This is a genomic window from Streptomyces canus, assembly GCF_041435015.1.
GTDB classification, from domain to species: domain Bacteria; phylum Actinomycetota; class Actinomycetes; order Streptomycetales; family Streptomycetaceae; genus Streptomyces; species Streptomyces canus_G.
The window spans coordinates 556,648-571,636 of record NZ_CP107989.1 but is presented as its reverse complement, the minus strand read 5'-3'; the positions used below and the strand labels follow the sequence as shown (position 1 = coordinate 571,636).

13 protein-coding genes are annotated in these 14,989 nt (G+C 69.1%); 4 read left to right on the top strand and 9 right to left on the bottom strand.

From position 1 onward, the window contains the following. Nucleotides 1–69: 69 nt before the first annotated feature. A complete protein-coding gene (locus tag OG841_RS02750; RefSeq protein ID WP_365116045.1) occupies nucleotides 70–1,749 on the top strand; it encodes a bifunctional 3-(3-hydroxy-phenyl)propionate/3-hydroxycinnamic acid hydroxylase in 1,680 nt (559 codons plus the stop codon). On the opposite strand, the gene OG841_RS02745 is transcribed toward OG841_RS02750, so the two are convergent. The 5 genes from OG841_RS02745 to OG841_RS02725 all read right to left on the bottom strand — a co-directional run bounded on the left by OG841_RS02745 (nucleotide 1,710) and on the right by OG841_RS02725 (nucleotide 7,185). Further along, the gene (locus OG841_RS02745) at nucleotides 1,710–2,498 is read right to left on the bottom strand and encodes an IclR family transcriptional regulator (RefSeq protein WP_328642954.1); all 789 of its coding nucleotides are present in this window, start codon (nucleotides 2,496–2,498) and stop codon (nucleotides 1,710–1,712) included. The two genes, OG841_RS02750 and OG841_RS02745, sit on opposite strands and share 40 nt — an antisense overlap. Nucleotides 2,499–2,540: 42 nt before the next feature. Further along, nucleotides 2,541–3,395, bottom strand: a complete 855-nt coding sequence (locus OG841_RS02740) for a fumarylacetoacetate hydrolase family protein (RefSeq protein ID WP_328642955.1) — start codon at nucleotides 3,393–3,395, stop codon at nucleotides 2,541–2,543. A 190-nt stretch (nucleotides 3,396–3,585) separates the two neighbouring features. Continuing rightward, a complete protein-coding gene (locus tag OG841_RS02735) occupies nucleotides 3,586–4,080 on the bottom strand; it encodes a VOC family protein (RefSeq protein ID WP_328642956.1) in 495 nt (164 codons plus the stop codon). Nucleotides 4,081–4,118: 38 nt separating this feature from the next. After that, entirely contained in the window at nucleotides 4,119–5,672 is a 1,554-nt protein-coding gene (locus OG841_RS02730; RefSeq protein WP_371563089.1) for a carotenoid oxygenase family protein, read from the bottom strand. 49 nt (nucleotides 5,673–5,721) lie between these two features. After that, nucleotides 5,722–7,185, bottom strand: coding sequence for a benzaldehyde dehydrogenase (locus OG841_RS02725; protein ID WP_328642958.1), 1,464 nt, complete (start codon nucleotides 7,183–7,185; stop codon nucleotides 5,722–5,724). Nucleotides 7,186–7,327: 142 nt separating this feature from the next. Between OG841_RS02725 and OG841_RS02720 the strand changes: the two genes are divergently transcribed. Further along, nucleotides 7,328–8,212, top strand: coding sequence for a nuclear transport factor 2 family protein (locus OG841_RS02720; RefSeq protein WP_371563084.1), 885 nt, complete (start codon nucleotides 7,328–7,330; stop codon nucleotides 8,210–8,212). 64 nt (nucleotides 8,213–8,276) lie between these two features. Further along, on the top strand, nucleotides 8,277–8,909 hold the full coding sequence (locus OG841_RS02715) for an NADPH-dependent FMN reductase (RefSeq protein WP_328642960.1): 633 nt from the start codon (nucleotides 8,277–8,279) through the stop codon (nucleotides 8,907–8,909). An 83-nt stretch (nucleotides 8,910–8,992) separates the two neighbouring features. On the opposite strand, the gene OG841_RS02710 is transcribed toward OG841_RS02715, so the two are convergent. The 4 genes from OG841_RS02710 to OG841_RS02695 form a co-directional block, all read right to left on the bottom strand. Next, nucleotides 8,993–10,348, bottom strand: coding sequence for an MFS transporter (locus tag OG841_RS02710; RefSeq protein ID WP_371563080.1), 1,356 nt, complete (start codon nucleotides 10,346–10,348; stop codon nucleotides 8,993–8,995). Nucleotides 10,349–10,581: 233 nt separating this feature from the next. Beyond that, nucleotides 10,582–11,103, bottom strand: coding sequence for a nuclear transport factor 2 family protein (locus tag OG841_RS02705; protein ID WP_371563076.1), 522 nt, complete (start codon nucleotides 11,101–11,103; stop codon nucleotides 10,582–10,584). A 120-nt stretch (nucleotides 11,104–11,223) separates the two neighbouring features. Beyond that, a complete protein-coding gene (locus OG841_RS02700; protein WP_437114279.1) occupies nucleotides 11,224–12,471 on the bottom strand; it encodes an MFS transporter in 1,248 nt (415 codons plus the stop codon). 433 nt (nucleotides 12,472–12,904) lie between these two features. Beyond that, nucleotides 12,905–13,606 carry a TetR/AcrR family transcriptional regulator gene (locus OG841_RS02695; protein WP_328642965.1) on the bottom strand — a complete coding sequence of 234 codons (702 nt, stop codon included), beginning with the start codon at nucleotides 13,604–13,606 and terminating at the stop codon, nucleotides 12,905–12,907. Between the two features lie 130 nt (nucleotides 13,607–13,736). Here OG841_RS02695 and OG841_RS02690 point away from each other — a divergent pair, with 130 nt between their 5' ends. Then, complete coding sequence (locus OG841_RS02690) at nucleotides 13,737–14,981, top strand: acyl-CoA dehydrogenase family protein (RefSeq protein ID WP_371563069.1); 1,245 nt, start codon at nucleotides 13,737–13,739, stop codon at nucleotides 14,979–14,981. Nucleotides 14,982–14,989 lie beyond the last annotated feature (8 nt).

The following is a 14,989-nucleotide window of genomic DNA, read 5'->3' as shown; positions in this document are numbered from 1 at the left end:
TTCGGCCTAATGTCTCGAAAAGCAGAACATCAATCCTGAATAAGGAGACACCCCGAGAAGGGTTTATCCATGACCACACCACCGTCGGCGTCCTCCGGCGCGACGCCACTGGTGCTCGTCGTCGGCGCGGGACCGGTCGGGCTCACCGCGGCCAACCTCCTGGGCACGCTCGGTGTGCGCGTCCTGGTCGTCGAGCGGCACACGACCACGAGCGACGAAGCGAAGGCGATCAGCCTGGACGACGAGTCGCTGCGCACACTGCAACTGGCCGACCTGGACGAAGCCGTCTACCCGATCATCGTGCCGGGGACGGGTACCAGGTACTACGGAGTCGACGGACGACCGCTCGTCCATGCCCGCGGCACCGGAGAGCGGCGATACGGGCACCCGTTCAAGAATCATTTCGCCCAGCCCGACCTCGAGCGCCTCCTGCGCTCCGCTCTCGACCGCTTCCCGCACGTCGACGTTCGCTTCGGGACCCGCCTCGTGCAACTGACCCAGTATCCCGACCGCGTGTGGGCCACCCTGGCATCCGGTGACGGTGACGGTGACGGTGACGGTGGCCAAGCGACGCAACAGATCGAGGCCGCCTACGTCCTGGGGTGCGACGGAGGCCGCAGTACCGTGCGGGAGCAGCTGTCCGTCCCCATGCGCGGACGGAGTTATCCGGACGACGTCTGGCTCGTCGTCGACACCCTCGATGATCCCCACGACCAGCGTTACGGCATGCACGTCGGCGACCCCGATCGGCCCCTCGTCATCGTGCCCGGGCGTGCGGGCCGGTGCCGGTACGAGTTCCGGCTGCGCCCCGGCGAGTGCGCTCCCGGCACCGCGGTGCCCTTCGGCCTGGTGCGGGACTTGCTGCGCCCCCATCGGGACATCACCCCGGAACAGGTCGAGCGTTCGGTCGCCTACACCTTCCACGCACTGCTCGCCGAGCGGTTGCGCGTCGGCCGCTGCTTCCTGCTCGGCGACGCCGCGCACATGATGCCGCCCTTCGCCGGACAAGGTCTCAACTCCGGTGTCCGGGACGCGGCCAACCTGTGCTGGAAGGTGGCCGACGTGCTCGCGGGGCGGGCCACCGAGGCGCTCCTCGACACCTACGACACGGAGCGCCGACCGCACGCTCAGGCGATGATCGACCTGTCCGTGCGGCTCGGCCGGCTCGTCATGACGACCGATCACAGACGGGCCCGGTTGAGGGATCTGTGTGTGCGTGCGGCTCTTCGGAGCCGGCGTGGGCGTCGGTATCTGACCGAGATGCGGTACCGGCCCGACACCCGGGTGACGACCGGAGCGGTGGCACCGACCGACGGCCCCGGTCAGGCGCTGACCGGCACCCTGCTCCAGCAGCCCTTCGTGCTGCACGGCCCCGGGTACACGAGCACGCGTCTCGACGATCCCCTCGGCCCGGGCTGGAGCCTGCTGGGCATCGGCCTGTCCGACGACGACTGGACCGGTGTCGCGGCGGCCGGTCTGCCCGACGCGCGGTACGTGGACGTCGTACTCGGCGACCGCGCACCGCGTGAGCACGGCGGACGGGCCGCGGTGTCGGACGGGGACGGTGCGCTCGACGCCTACCTGGCGCCACTCCCGGGTCATCTGCTGCTGGTCCGCCCCGACCGGCTGATAGCGGCCGTCTTCACCCCCGGGCAGGCCGATCACGTCGCCCGGACACTGGCCCGGTTCCTGCCACCGCCCTCGGTTTCTCAGCCTCCGACGGCGATCAGGCGGTCAGTGATCTTCTGAGCCGTCTTCAGCACCTTCTGAGCCAGTTCCGCCTCGGCTTCGGGAAACACCCTGGAGCCGAGCGCGACGACGCTCACGGCGGCGACCACCTTCTGCTGGTCGTCGCGGATCGGCGCGGCCACGCCCGTCACATCGGGGTCGAGTTCGCCGCGGGTGACGGAATATCCGGCGCGACGGATGTGCGAGAGCCGCTCCACGAGCGTGTCCACGTCGGTGAGCGTGGCCGGGGTGAAACGCCTCAGCTCGGCTGCCTCCAGCAGTCGGCGCGCCTCGTCCTGCGGGATCCAGGCCAGCAGGACGAGTGCGGAGGCCCCGGCGTTGAGCGGGAGGGTGCTGCCACGCTCGTAGGAGATCCGCACCGCCCGTGCGCGGGCCTCCGCGCGGTCGACGCAGACGACCAGTTCCCCGGTGCGACGGGTCAGGAGCACCGTCTCGCCCACGTCCTCGGACAGCTCGGTCATCACCGGGACGGCGATCTCGGACAGTCCGTAGCTGCGCCGTGCCAGCCGGCCGATCTCCAGAACACGCAGCCCGAGCCGGAAACCGCCGCCCGGCGCCTCCTCCAGGAACCGGCTGCCCACCAGGGACTGCAGATACCGGTAGGCGGTCGAACGGGCGACCCCCAGACGCTCGGCGACCGCGCTACCGGAAATGACGAGTTGGGTGTCGTCGAACATCATCAGGATGTCCAGGGCCCGGTCGGCCGTGGAATTGCGCTCGCGATAGCTGGGGGACGCTGCTCCTGACATGGGAGACACCCTACCGGGCAGATGCCTCCCGGCGACCGGAGATCACAGCCGGTCCTTGACGACGGTGTTGCGCAGCTCGCCGACTCCCTCGACGAACGTGACCAGCTGCTGCCCGGGGCGCAGGAAGACCTTGGGGTCACGTCCTGCCCCGACTCCGCCCGGTGTGCCGGTGGCGATCAGATCACCCGGCTGGAGCGTGATGATGGTGCTGATGTAGGCGATGGTCGTGGCGACGTCGAAGAGCAGGTCGGAGGTGTTGGACTTCTGCATCGTGTGGCCGTCCACACTGCAGCCGACCGCCAACCCCGAGGCTCCCGCGGGAAGTTCGTCCGGAGTGACGAGAGACGGCCCCACCGGCGTGGTCGCCTCGAACGTCTTCCCGGAGAGGAACTCCCGGGTGCGATGCTGCCAGTCCCGTACGGTCACGTCGTTGACGACGGTGTAGCCGCCCACGTAGGCGAGCGCTTCGTCCCGGGTGATGTGCCTGCCCCGTCGTCCGATCACGACACCGAGTTCGGCCTCCCAGTCGAGGTCGTCGCTGACCGGCGGCATATGGATGTCGTCCTGGGCCCCGACCAAGGACCCGTCGTACTTGGCGAAGAGCGTCGGGTGGGCCGGGGTGGGCCGGCCCATCTCCTTGATGTGGGTGGCGTAGTTCAGGCCGAGGCAGACGATTTTGTTGGGGTGCGGGACGACGGGGGCGAGGGACGCCCCCTCCCAACGCACCCTCTTGCCGTCGGCCGCCGCGGCACGCTGCTGCCAGTCCTCTCCGCTCGCCAGCAGGGCTCCGACGTCCCGGTAGGGCAGGAGGACCAGTTCGTCGGCCTCATGGCGGGCAGCTGCAGTGATCAGCCCGCCGGAACCGGGGGCGGGCAGGCGGACGGTGCTCAGTCTCATGACGGTTCTCCGGAGGGCGGGGACGAAGCGGCGGCCAGGGCCGGCACTTCGGTCCACGTCGTAGGTGTGCAGCTGAGATGGGGGAGGGATCGGGGTACGACGCGTTCGGCGACGAGGGCGGCGGCCACCGACGCCCAAGCCCTGCGGCTGCGCCCCGGGATCCCGGGGCGCAGCCGTCGCGAGGACACCGTCACTGGACGGGCTGGTAGGCCGGACCGCCCTCGGTCAGCAGCCGCTCGGCCTCGGCGAAGATCTCCTCCGGGGGCAGGTCGAGGTTGAGCGACTTGCGGAAGGGCTGGCGGACGTCCCGCTCCACCCGGAGGTAGACCTCGTTGCGGTTGCCCTCGGGATCGAAGAAGTAGATCCCTATCGCGTTGCCGTGGGTGACTTCCTGCTGGACCTCGATCCCTTCAGCACGGAACCGGTGATGGAAGTCGATGATCGTCTCCAGCGAGTCGACCCTCCACGACACCTGATGGGTGAGCTTGGCGCCGGGAGGCGCGGTCCGGCCGCGCTGGAGGACGAACTCGTGGTGCTCCTCCTCGGGACGCGAGGAGAAGAACACGATGGCCCGCTCCTCGTCCTCGTCGGTCACGGTCAACCCCATGACCCGGGTGTAGAAGTCACGCATCGTCTCCAGGTCGTCCACCCAGAAGCCGGTGTGTCCGAGGCCGGTGATAGCCATGGACCTCTCCTTTCAGAACTCGCAATGCAAGAAGCGGGTCAGTTCGCGTCGCTGCGGGCGGCCACAGCCTGGTCGAGCGTGGTGTGGTCGGCCCAGTTGCCGTGGAAGCCGAAGGGCACGCGGCTGGGCAGCTTCACCCTGGCCAGAGGCGTGCGCCGCAGATCGGCGGCATCGTGGATGAGCAGTTCGCTCAGTCCGGTCTCGCGGTTCCACCACAGGGTGAGCAGGTAGCCGTCGTCCTCGGCGACGGCGTTCTCGCGGGCCACGAAGACCGGCTCGCCGGGATTGGTCAGGTGATCCGGTCCCTCGACGACCGTGGTGGAGTCGCGCAAGGCGTCGTGCTTGGCGAGACCGTCACTCATGGTGTCGTCGGCCAGGTAGCGGGTGGTGACGAAATACCCGTAGCGATGACGCCGGCCGGTGAAGGCGTCATTGATCCTCGGGAACTCTCCGGCGACACCGCCGACCAGCTCCTCCGTCGCCCGGCCGGTCGCCAGGTCCACACGCCAGCGGTGGGGCACCGACGGCGGGAACCAGGAGTGGGACGTCACCGGCGTGCCCAGCCGGTCGGCCGGTGTGCCCAGGCGGGTGATGCGGTGTCCGTCGATGACGACCTGGCCGTCCTCCTCATAGGCGTTGTAGAAGTGGGTGTTGGCCCAGTGGCCGCCCACCTCGTGCCAACTGACGGCGTGCGTCTGCCGGTTCATGAGCACGATCTGCACTCCGTGCGGCAGCGACGCCTCGTCCCACACCACGCCCGGCTCGCCCCGCATGATGTGGTCGAGGCGGAACTGCGCCGGGGTGACGAAGAAGATCGCGTAGTTGTCGCTGACGGCGAAGTCGTGCATCAGCACCGGCACCTTGATGTCGAAGCTGTGGCTGTCGACGACGTGCCCGGTCTTCACGTCCGCGCGGTACCAGGTGATGGTCGGGCCGGTGGCGGCGAAGAAGAGCATGTCGCCACTGTCGGGGTCGGTCTTGTAATGGGCGGTGCACAGGACGTCGATGCCGCCGTCGAAGTCGTAGGTGCCGTACGTCTCCAGGGTTTCGGGGTGCATCGAGTACGGCAGTCCGCCCTCGAAGTAGACCAGGAGGTGGTCGTCGAAGATGCCGACGTTGGTGTTGGCGACGTTCTTCGCGGGCGGAGCGCCGTGGGGGAGCGGTGCCGTGCTGCCGCCGTTGGCGAAGCCGCTGTAGACCGCCTCGCCCTGCTCGACCTCGAACTTCATGGAGTCGGTCATCACCCAGCGGGTGCGGTAGGCGGCCCGGCCGTCGCGCAGGTAGATGCCGCAGACCATGCCGTCGCCCTCCCACCAGTGGTAGCGGTCGGGATCGCGCGGCTGGAAGCGGGGGTTGGAGGAGATGCGGAACAGCGCCCCGGCGAGGTCGTCCGGGATCTGCCCGTCCACCTCCAGGTCGTACGCGCCGCTCTCCTCGGTCCAGGGAGTGAACGGGCCCCGCAGGAATTTGTTGCCGGGCGCCCAGTCGGCTGCGTCCTGGGTGAGCTGTGGGGTGGACGGCTGCGGGGTGGTGCGCGGCGCGATGGTCATGGGGTCGGGCAGGGACGGGCCCTGCCGCGGAGGAAGTGTCATCTGCGTGCTCCAAGTGCGGGTGAAGCGGGGGTGAGAGACCAGAGCGGGGTCAGAAGGGGTAGTCGGGGATCTCGCCGCGGACGGTGACCCACTGCTGTTCGGTGAAGCCCTCGAGGTTGGCGACGGTCCCTCCGTGCCGGGAGCCGTTGCCGGACTCGCCGACGCCGCCGAACGGCACGGTCGCCTCGTCGTTCACGGTCTGGTCGTTGATGTGGACCAGTCCGGTGGGGATACGGTCGGCCAGTGCCAGGCCCTTGGCGACGTCCCGGGTCAGAATGCCCAGCGACAGTCCGTAGTGGGTGTCGCCGGCCAGCCGGACGGCCTCGTCGAGGTCCTGGAAGGGCACGACCGGGGCGACCGGACCGAAGATCTCCTCCTTGTAGGCGCGGGCGTCGAGCGGCACGTCGGCCAGCACGGTCGGCCGGTAGAACAGGCCCTCGTAGGTGCCGCCGGCGGCCAGCCGCGCGCCGGACGCCACGCTGTCGGTGACGACGGAGTGGGCGGCCTGCAGCTGCCGTTCGTCGATCATCGGGCCGAGCGCGACCTGCCCTCCGGCCGGGTCGCCGACCGGGGCGGCGTTCGCGTGCTGGGCGAGCAGCTCGGCGTAGTCCTCGGCGACCGAGGCGTGCACCAGGTGGCGGCTTGAGGCCATGCACACCTGTCCGGCGTTGTGGAACGAGCCGAACGCGCCGGCCGAGACGGCCTTCTCCAGGTCCGCGTCGTCGAGGACGATCAGCGCCGAGTTGCCGCCGAGCTCCAGGTGGACCCGCTTCAACCGCTGCGCCGCCGCGGTGGCGATCGCCTTTCCGGCCCGGGTGGAGCCGGTGAACGCGATGACGGGTACGCGCGGGTCGTCCACCAGCGCGGCACCGACGTCGGCGCCGCCCGGCAGCATGTGCAGTACGCCCGCCGGCAGACCCGCCTCCTCGAAGACGCGGGCGATGGTGACGCCGCCGCAGATGGCGGTGCGCGGGTCGGGCTTGAGCACGACGGCGTTGCCCAGCGCCAGGGCGGGGGCGACGGCGCGCATGGCCAGCACCATCGGTGCGTTGAACGGGGCGATCACCCCGACCACGCCCACCGGGCGCCGCCGGGCGAACGACAGCCGGTCCTCGATGGACCGCAGCACCTCGCCGTACGGAGCCGCCGCCAGTGCCGCGGCCTCGTAGCACTCCTCGGCCGCCCCGTTCGAGGTCTGGAAGTCGGCGAACGGCCGCAGGGCACCGGACTCCCGCACGATCCATTCCGCGATCTCGGCCTGGTGCTCCTCGAACAGGCGCGCCGCCCGCCGCAGCACCTGGGCCCGCTCCACGTACGGCCGCGCCGCCCAGTCGCGCTGGGCCCGCACCGCATGCTCCACGGCCCGCTCCAGGTCGGCGGGGGTGGCGGAGCCGACTCGGCCCAGGGTCTTGCCGGTGGCCGGCTCGGTGGAGTCGTACGACTCGCCCGTCGCCTTGATCCATTCTCCGGAGAAGATCCGCTCCTGCCAGTCGCCGGCATCCAGAAAAGTCATGGTGTCCCCTTCTCTGTAGGACAGCTATCAATGTCCTGTTATTCCGAACAGGCGATTCACCTAATAGGACACTCCCTCTGGGGTGGGGGAGATGTCAAGCGTCCTGTTGACGTGCACTGTACGGTACAGTTTAGTTAGGTGCATGGCTACATCAACGGAGCAAGAGCCACGCATCAACAAGCGCCTGGTCGCCCGGTTCCTCACCGATGTCCTCGGCGCGAGAAACGCCGACGCGGTCGCCGACCACGTCACCCCTGACCTGGTCCAGCACGGTGCCGACGTCGCCGACGGAGCGAAGCCGTTCGCCGATCTCCTGCGCCGCGAGTTCGACGGTGGACCGACGGCGGACCAGGGCACGCCCGAGGTCTCAGGGCGGCGGGACCCGGTGTTCGTCGTGGGGGAGAGCGACCTGGTCTGTGTCTGTCACTACATGCCGCAACCGGACCCGGACGCCCCCGGCTCCACCTTCGACCACTACGCGTTCACCACCTACCGGATCCGTGAAGGACGGATCGCCGAGCGGTGGCCGTCCCTCAACAAGATCGCCCCACCGCGGCGCCCCGCACCGGGTACGCCTACGCGAACGACCACCGTCTCGTCATCGCCTTCGATCGACGTCGAGGCGAACAAGCGCCTGGTGGTGGACTTCTACCGCTGCGTCTTCGACGCGCAGAACCCGGATGCGGTCAAGGACTTCGTCGACGAGGACTACCTCCAGCACGTCTCCCACTACCCACCCGGCAGGGCGGGCCTGGAGGAGTTCGTGCGCAGCCGATTCCCGAACGGCCCCGTTCCCCCGCCCGCCGAGCCCCTCAACCCGCCCGCACTGATCGTCGCCGAGGGCGACATCGTCGTGGTCGCCGGACTGCTCCCGCAGGCCGAACCCGACGGCAGCGGCGCGCTCTACCCCTACTACGCCTATGACGCCTACCGCGTGCGCGGGCGACGGCTCGTGGAGCACTGGAGCGGCATCAACAAGTCTGCCCCGCCCAAGCCCCCCGGTCCGCCGCCCGCGGCCCGGACCTGACTGGTCGGCGTCCCCTTTCATCCCATTCGCGCTCGAGCACACGCATACTCAGAAAGGCTCGCCCATGCCGAAGTTGCACGTTGTCATAGGAAGCACCCGTCCCGGCCGACTGGGACTGCCCATCGGCCAGTGGGCGGCGCAGTCCGCGAAGGAGCACGGCGGCTTCGACGTCGAACTCGTCGATCTCGCCGAGCTCGGCCTCCCCCTCCTCGACGAACCCGGCCATCCCCGTGCGGGTCAGTACACCCACGAGCACACGCTCAGGTGGAGCGCGACGGTGGACGAGGCCGACGCCTTCGTCTTCGTCACGCCCGAATACAACTCCGGGCCCCCGGCCGCGCTGCTCAACGCCCTCTCCTTCCTGTACCGGGAGTGGCTCTACAAACCCGTCGGATTCGTCAGTTACGGCGGCGTCGCGGCCGGCCTGCGTTCCGTGCAGGTGCTCAAGGAGATCGCGACGGCTCTCAAGATGATGCCGATTCCCGAGGCCGTGTCCATACCGTTCGTCTTCAAGCTCATGGGGGAGGGCGGTTTCCGGGCCGACGAGCCGCTGGAGGTCGCGGCCACGATGATGCTCGACGAACTGCTGCGCTGGAGCGAGGCCTTGCAGCCCCTGCGCCTGAACCCGCCGCCGGCCCCCGCCGCGCCGCCGGGAGCGGGAGTACCCGTGCCGGGAGTACCCGCGCCGCGGGGCTAGCCCCGTCCGTCCCCGCTCAACGCCCGGGAGGGCACGCGCATCGCGTGCCCTCCCGGGATCTTTTGTGTGCTCTGCGGTCGGCTTCAGACCGTTTCCGAATGCGTCGCCTCGTCGGCCACCGCGACTTCGCGCTGCTCGTCGGCCGGGTAGCGCGGGAGCAGGAAGACAAGTGCCAGGGTGAGCACACTGGCCCCGGTCAGGGCGATCAGGGGCGCGTTGAAGCTGCCCGTGGCCTCGGCGGCCGCCTGGACAAGGGTCGGCGTCAGACCTACGCCCAGGAGCGTGATGATGATCAGCGTGATGCCCTGGACCTGCGCGAAGGCGCGCATGCCGAAGTACCGGCCCGCCAGATAGGGCGCGACCGACGACTCCGCGCCCATCACCACACCGAGCAGGCCCATGGCCAGCAGCAGAGCCCAGGTTCCTCCCCTGGCTGTGAAGATCACGACCGTGCCGACCACGAGGCACGCGACGAACGGCACGAAGGCGCGTGGGCTCTTCGAACGGTCCATGGCCACACCGGCGAGGAACATTCCGACGAAGGAGGCCACGAGCAGTACCGACAGTGACAGGGACACCGTCGTGGGCGAATAGCCGCGCTCGCCGAACAGGGAGACCGCGTTCGACCGCACACTTGTCGCCACGCCCGCGGTCAGGACGATGGCCGCCACTGTGACCAGCCAGGCCCGTGTGCGCAGCACGGCGCCGAGCGGCATGCCGGGGAGTTCCTTCGGACGTCGTCCGTCCTTCTTCGCCGCGAGGTCCGCAGGATCCCGCGTCGGCTCGGTGAGCAGGAAGTACTGGGCAGGAAAGACGATCACGAGGATGCACAGGGCGAACAGGAGGTAGGTCTGGCGCCAGCCGAAACCGTCGATGGACAGCTGACACAACGGGGCGATGACCGCTCCGCCCAGACTGGTGGCGCCGCCGATGAACAGTGAGTAGCCCATCCCACGGTGGCCGGGGAACCACTCTGCGACGACCTTGTAGGTCAGGCCCATGATGCCGATGTATCCGCAGAGGGCGGAAGCCAGCATCGGCAGGAGCAGGAACACGGCGTTGCCGCCGGCGAGTGCGACGGCCGCGGTGAACACGCCGTACAGAGCGACGCACGGTACCGCCACGGCGCGGGTGCCCCAGCGGTCGACCCAGCGGCCGGCCAGCGGCAGGATGAGCGGAGCGGCGATGATCGGGATGTTGAGGATGGTCAGAGTCCGCGACTGGGACCAACCGAAGTCCCGGGCGACCGGTCCGACGAAGAACGTGATGGTGGCGCTGGAGGCGGCCGGGCTCAGGGCCATGGCCAATACGCAGGCGATCGCGGCCTTCCACGCAGGGGAGGGATAGCCCCGCAGGGAGGTCACGTACGCACGCAGGGAGCCTGTGCTGTGGGTCTGCTTGTGGGGTGCCGTGAGGTCGTCATGAGGGTTCGGGGACATCGTCGTCCTTTTCTTCCGTACGCGAGGTGTGACGCACGCCCGCATTCGGTCCGGGGCCGGCGCCGTGCGCAGGAGGGCTGCGCGGCGGTACCCGGCTATTCGGACAGATGCGATACTGTACGGTCCAGTTCATATAGTGGGTCAAGGGGTTTGCACGACTGACAGAAAGTGCGGATGCTGCCGCCCGGTGGCGGCGTGAGCGTGGCGTGGGGTTACGAGGCCCTGTCTGCGCGCTACTCCGGCGCCGGCCCGGCGTCGTGGCCGCCCTTCTTGTAGGCACCCCAGTGCTCGACCAGCTTCCCGTCCCTGACCCGGAAGACGGTGGGGATGAACCAGTCGTACGTCGCGCCGGGGATGGTCGGATCGGGCCACGGCTTCTGCATCAGCAGACAGACGAGGTCGCCTTCGACGATCAACGCGACCGGAGGGGGCGGCGCGTCCACGGTCGAGGGGATCTTGCGGAACCCGTCCGCAAGGAAAGCGCGCCCGTTGCCGGGCACGTTCGGATCGTTCTGGATGTAGTCGTCGACGACGAACTTCTCGAGTACGCCGTCGACCTGCTCGTCGACCCTGCCGCCGACCATCATCCGGGCGAGCGCCGCTTCGAACTCGATGACCAGGCGTTTCATCGCGGTCACCTCGGCCGTCGTCGACTCCGACAGCTTGTCGACGAAGTCCTCGCGGTACATCCATGCCTCGAAGAAGGCGGGGCCATGGATCTGCGCGACCCCGCCCGCGATCGTGTACTCCTGCAACGTTTCCTCCGGTGGTTCGGTGGCGCGAATTCCGTACTGTACGGTTCAGTGCAGTCAAACTGAACGGTTCAGTATTGTCAACGATCTGAAATGATCCGGATGCCTAGCCGGAGTCCGAGCTCAGTAGCTGCCCATGCGCTCATCGGCGCTGCCGGCTTCCGGCTCGCCGACGTCCGAGTCGGGGGCGGCGGGGCTCGGGTAAGCCGGCAGGAAGACCGACAGCGCAAGGACGATCAAGCCCGCAACGGTGAGCGCGACGAGCGTCGCCGTGTACCCGCCCGTGCTCTCGGCCGCCCCCTCTGCCAGCACCGGGAAGACTCCGATGCCGACGAGGCTGACGATGCCCAGGGTGATGCCCTGGATCTGGGCGAAGGCCCGCATGCCGAAGTAGCACCCCACGAAGTACGGCCCGGTGGTGGACTCCGCGCCGGTGACGACACCGAGCAGTCCCATCGTGAGGAACAGGGCCCACATGTCGCCGGTGGCGGCGAAGACCGTGAGCATGCCGAGCACCAGGCACACCATGAACGGCACGAAGGCGCGAGGCGTACGTGACCGGTCGAGGGTCATGCCGGCGAGGATCTGCCCGGCGACGGACGCCACCAGCATGACCGACACCGACAGGGACACCTCGGTGGCGGAGTAGCCCTGCTCGCCGAAGAGCGACACGGCGTTCAGGCGCACACTCATCGCCACACCCGCCGCCACGGTCAGCACCAGCATCGTGTACCACCAGGCGCGGGTCCTCAGCGCCCGGCCCAGGGGGAGTCCGGGCAGTTCCTTGTGCGCAGCCCGGCCCGCTCCCGTCGGCGCAACGGCGTTCCCGGGGGCGAGCGGCGGCACCGCAGGCTCGTACATCAGGAAGTACTGGGCGGGGAAGACGGCCAGCAGGATGCATCCGCCGATCAGCAGGTAGGTGGTCCTCCAGCCGAAGTGGTCGATGGACAGCTGACTCAGGGGGGAGAGGGCGGCGCCGGCGAGGCTGGAGGTCGCGCCGATGAGCAGGGAGTAGCCCAGTCCGCGGTGATGGGGGAACCACTCGGAGACGACCTTGTAGACCACGCCGAGTATGGAGGTGTACCCCAGAGCCGTGCTCACCAGCAGGACCGCCATGAGTACGACGCCGTTCGCACCCACGAGTGCCACCGCCGCCGTCGAGAGCGCGTAGAGGGCGGTACCCGGAACGGCGACCACCCGGGCGCCCCAGCGGTCGACCAGCCGGCCGGCCAGGGGGAGTACGAAGGGGGCGGCCACGGTGGGGATGTTGAAGATGGTCAGCGTCTGGGAGTGGGACCAGCCGAAGTCCTCGGCGACCGGGTCGATGAGAAAGGTGACCGCCGTGACGAGGGCCGGAGGACTGAGGACCATGGCGAGCACGCAGGCGATCGCGGCCTTCCAGGCCGGTGTGGGATAGCCGCGCAACGCGGACAGGGACTCCCGCAGGGAGGCGGGGGCGGGAGCACCCGGTCGGCCGGGCGGGGCGAATTCCGTGTGGGGCTGGGGTGGGGACATCGTCGTCCTTCCTCGCGCAAGGCGATGGCGGCCGCCGGCTGAGCGGGCGGGGCGGCCCCCGTGCGGCCGGTGGCTCGCCGAGGGCGCCGAGCGCCGAGCGGCACTCCGATCGATGAACTGTACGGTCCAGTGCATTCGATCGGTCAAGAGGCCCGCATGAATCGAATCGCCATCGCCACCCCGAAAGGGGGGCCGGAAGGGGTCGGGGCGTGCGGTGTCCGGCAATCCCGCAGGAGTGCTCGGGAACGCCGTGGCGCGGAAGTCTGCGTCTCCCGCGCCACGGCGTGAGTCAGGAACTCGCCCGTGACAGCCAGGGGAAGACCTGGTGGATCGCGGAATCGGGTACGTCCGGCCGGTCGTCGGCGCTCAGGCCGCGCAGGAAGATGGCCGTCGTCCATCTGGCGTACGCCTCGAGATGGTCCGGGTCGCGGTCGGCCTCCAGATCCAGCAGCGCGTCCATCTGCGGTCCGGCCGCCGTCATGCGCACGAACAGTCCGGCGTAGGCCTCCGCGTCGGAAAGGGTGTAGCCGTGCAGCCGTGCGTCCTCGCGGAGCGCCACGGCCACCAGATCGACGACATGCGGTACGCCGAGGGATCGAATCGTCTCGGTCAGCTCGGGGCGGCGGGCCGCCTCGACGGTCAGGACCCGAATGAAGGCCAGGTAGTTCGGAGCGGTCGTGGCCTGGAGGAGCTTCAGGGCGATGCGTGCCAGCCTCTCCTGTGGATCGTCGACGGAGGCGAGCATCGTCTGGTCCAGATCGAAGTCGAGGGAGGCTCCTCCGCGGGCGATCACCGCACGGAACAGCTCCAGCTTGTCTCCGAAGTGGGCGTAGACGGTCGTCTTCGAGACTCCGGCCTGTGCCGCCACGGCGTCCATCGAGGTCTGATCGAAGCCGAGTTCCAGGAACAGCTCGACCGCGGCGTCGAGAATGGATTCCCGCTTGTTCCGCCCGCCCGCGCCCGTGCGCTGGGGACGCCCCTGCTCAGCCATCTCACTCCTTGTCGAGTCCCGGCCCCGCTCAGCGCCGGTACGGATCTCATGTCTTGACCTTTCACTGGACCCTACCGTACGGTTCAACTGGACTGAACAGTGCAGTACAGTTGAGCCGTGAAGGAGCCCCATGAACAAGACCCCCTCTCCGCACCTCAGCGATCGCGGCCGACAGATACGGGACGAGGTGCGCGCCCTCATCCCCTTGCTGCGTGAGGAAGCGCGGGAAGGAGAAGAGCTCGGCGCCCTGCCTCCCGAGACGCTGAGGGCGATCCACGAAGCGGGTGTCTTCAAGACCGCGCTGCCCGTCGAGCTGGGTGGTTACGCTTTCGGGGCGAGAGACGTCGTGGAGATCGTCACGGCGCTCGGTGAAGGCGACGGATCCGCTGCCTGGACGGTCTTCGTGGCCGGCGGCATCCGCAATGTCCTCGGGTTCCCCCAGCAGACCGTCGACGAGGTCTTCAAGGAGATCGACACCTGGATCGGCCCGCTGGTCGTCGGTGCCTCCGTGTTCTCCACGAGCGTGGGATCGGCCCGCCGGACCGGCGGCGGGTGGCTGGTCTGCGGGAAGTGGGCGTTCGGCAGCGGCTGCAAGCACGCGGCCTGGGCGGCCGTGGGCGTGACCTACGACGACTCGGAAGGCCGGCCCGGCCGGGGAATGGCGCTGCTGAGGCGCGAGCAGTACACGATCCTGGACGACTGGAAGGTCATGGGGCTGAAAGCCACCTCCAGCAACAGCATCACCGCCGAGGAGGAGGCCTTCGTCCCCGACCACCGGTTCGTCGACCTGGCCGACTTCCCCGCGGTCATGGACAGCGTGCGGGATCGCTACGCCGGTATCGGGTTCCGCAACGACACACGCGCGCTCATGCTGATCACCTGTCTCAGCAACGTGGCCGTCGCACTCGGTATGGCCCGCGGCACCCTGGACTGCTTCGTCGAGCAGGCGAAGGCCCGCAAGCCGTTCAACCTGCCCTACCCCACCGTGGCGGACATGCCGTCGACCCAGGTGACCGCCGGTACGGCCCGCGCGATGATCAACGCCGCGGGGGCGACCGTCCTCGGCCACGCCGACGAGGTGGACCGCCGAGCCATGGCCGGGATCGAGTTCACGGGCGCCGAAGAGTCCGAGATCACGATGGACCTCGTCTACGCGGTGCGGCTGTGCGCGGACGCCATCGACAAGCTCCAACTCGCCCTTGGCTCCTCCACGGTGAGTCTCAAGAACCCGATCCAGCGTTTCGCGCGGGACGTGCGCGTGCTGGCCACTCATGGCGCCATCCGCTTCGACCCGTTGGCCGAGCTCAGCGGCCGTCAGCTCCTCGGATTCGAGCCGTTTCCCATGTTCGCCGGCGGCGTGCCCCAGGTGGGCTGAGCCGGCCG

Excerpts from the sequence above, each read along its gene's own strand:
- OG841_RS02720 (WP_371563084.1), top strand. The coding sequence starts at position 7,328 with ATGGCTACATCAACGGAGCAAGAGCCACGCATCAACAAGCGCCTGGTC.
- OG841_RS02690 (WP_371563069.1), top strand. The coding sequence starts at position 13,737 with ATGAACAAGACCCCCTCTCCGCACCTCAGCGATCGCGGCCGACAGATA.
- OG841_RS02730 (WP_371563089.1), bottom strand. The coding sequence starts at position 5,672 with ATGACACTTCCTCCGCGGCAGGGCCCGTCCCTGCCCGACCCCATGACC.
- OG841_RS02745 (WP_328642954.1), bottom strand. The coding sequence starts at position 2,498 with ATGTCAGGAGCAGCGTCCCCCAGCTATCGCGAGCGCAATTCCACGGCC.
- OG841_RS02710 (WP_371563080.1), bottom strand. The coding sequence starts at position 10,348 with ATGTCCCCGAACCCTCATGACGACCTCACGGCACCCCACAAGCAGACC.
- OG841_RS02725 (WP_328642958.1), bottom strand. The coding sequence starts at position 7,185 with ATGACTTTTCTGGATGCCGGCGACTGGCAGGAGCGGATCTTCTCCGGA.
- OG841_RS02740 (WP_328642955.1), bottom strand. The coding sequence starts at position 3,395 with ATGAGACTGAGCACCGTCCGCCTGCCCGCCCCCGGTTCCGGCGGGCTG.
- OG841_RS02750 (WP_365116045.1), top strand. The coding sequence starts at position 70 with ATGACCACACCACCGTCGGCGTCCTCCGGCGCGACGCCACTGGTGCTC.
- OG841_RS02700 (WP_437114279.1), bottom strand. The coding sequence starts at position 12,471 with ATGGTCCTCAGTCCTCCGGCCCTCGTCACGGCGGTCACCTTTCTCATC.
- OG841_RS02735 (WP_328642956.1), bottom strand. The coding sequence starts at position 4,080 with ATGGCTATCACCGGCCTCGGACACACCGGCTTCTGGGTGGACGACCTG.
- OG841_RS02695 (WP_328642965.1), bottom strand. The coding sequence starts at position 13,606 with ATGGCTGAGCAGGGGCGTCCCCAGCGCACGGGCGCGGGCGGGCGGAAC.
- OG841_RS02715 (WP_328642960.1), top strand. The coding sequence starts at position 8,277 with ATGCCGAAGTTGCACGTTGTCATAGGAAGCACCCGTCCCGGCCGACTG.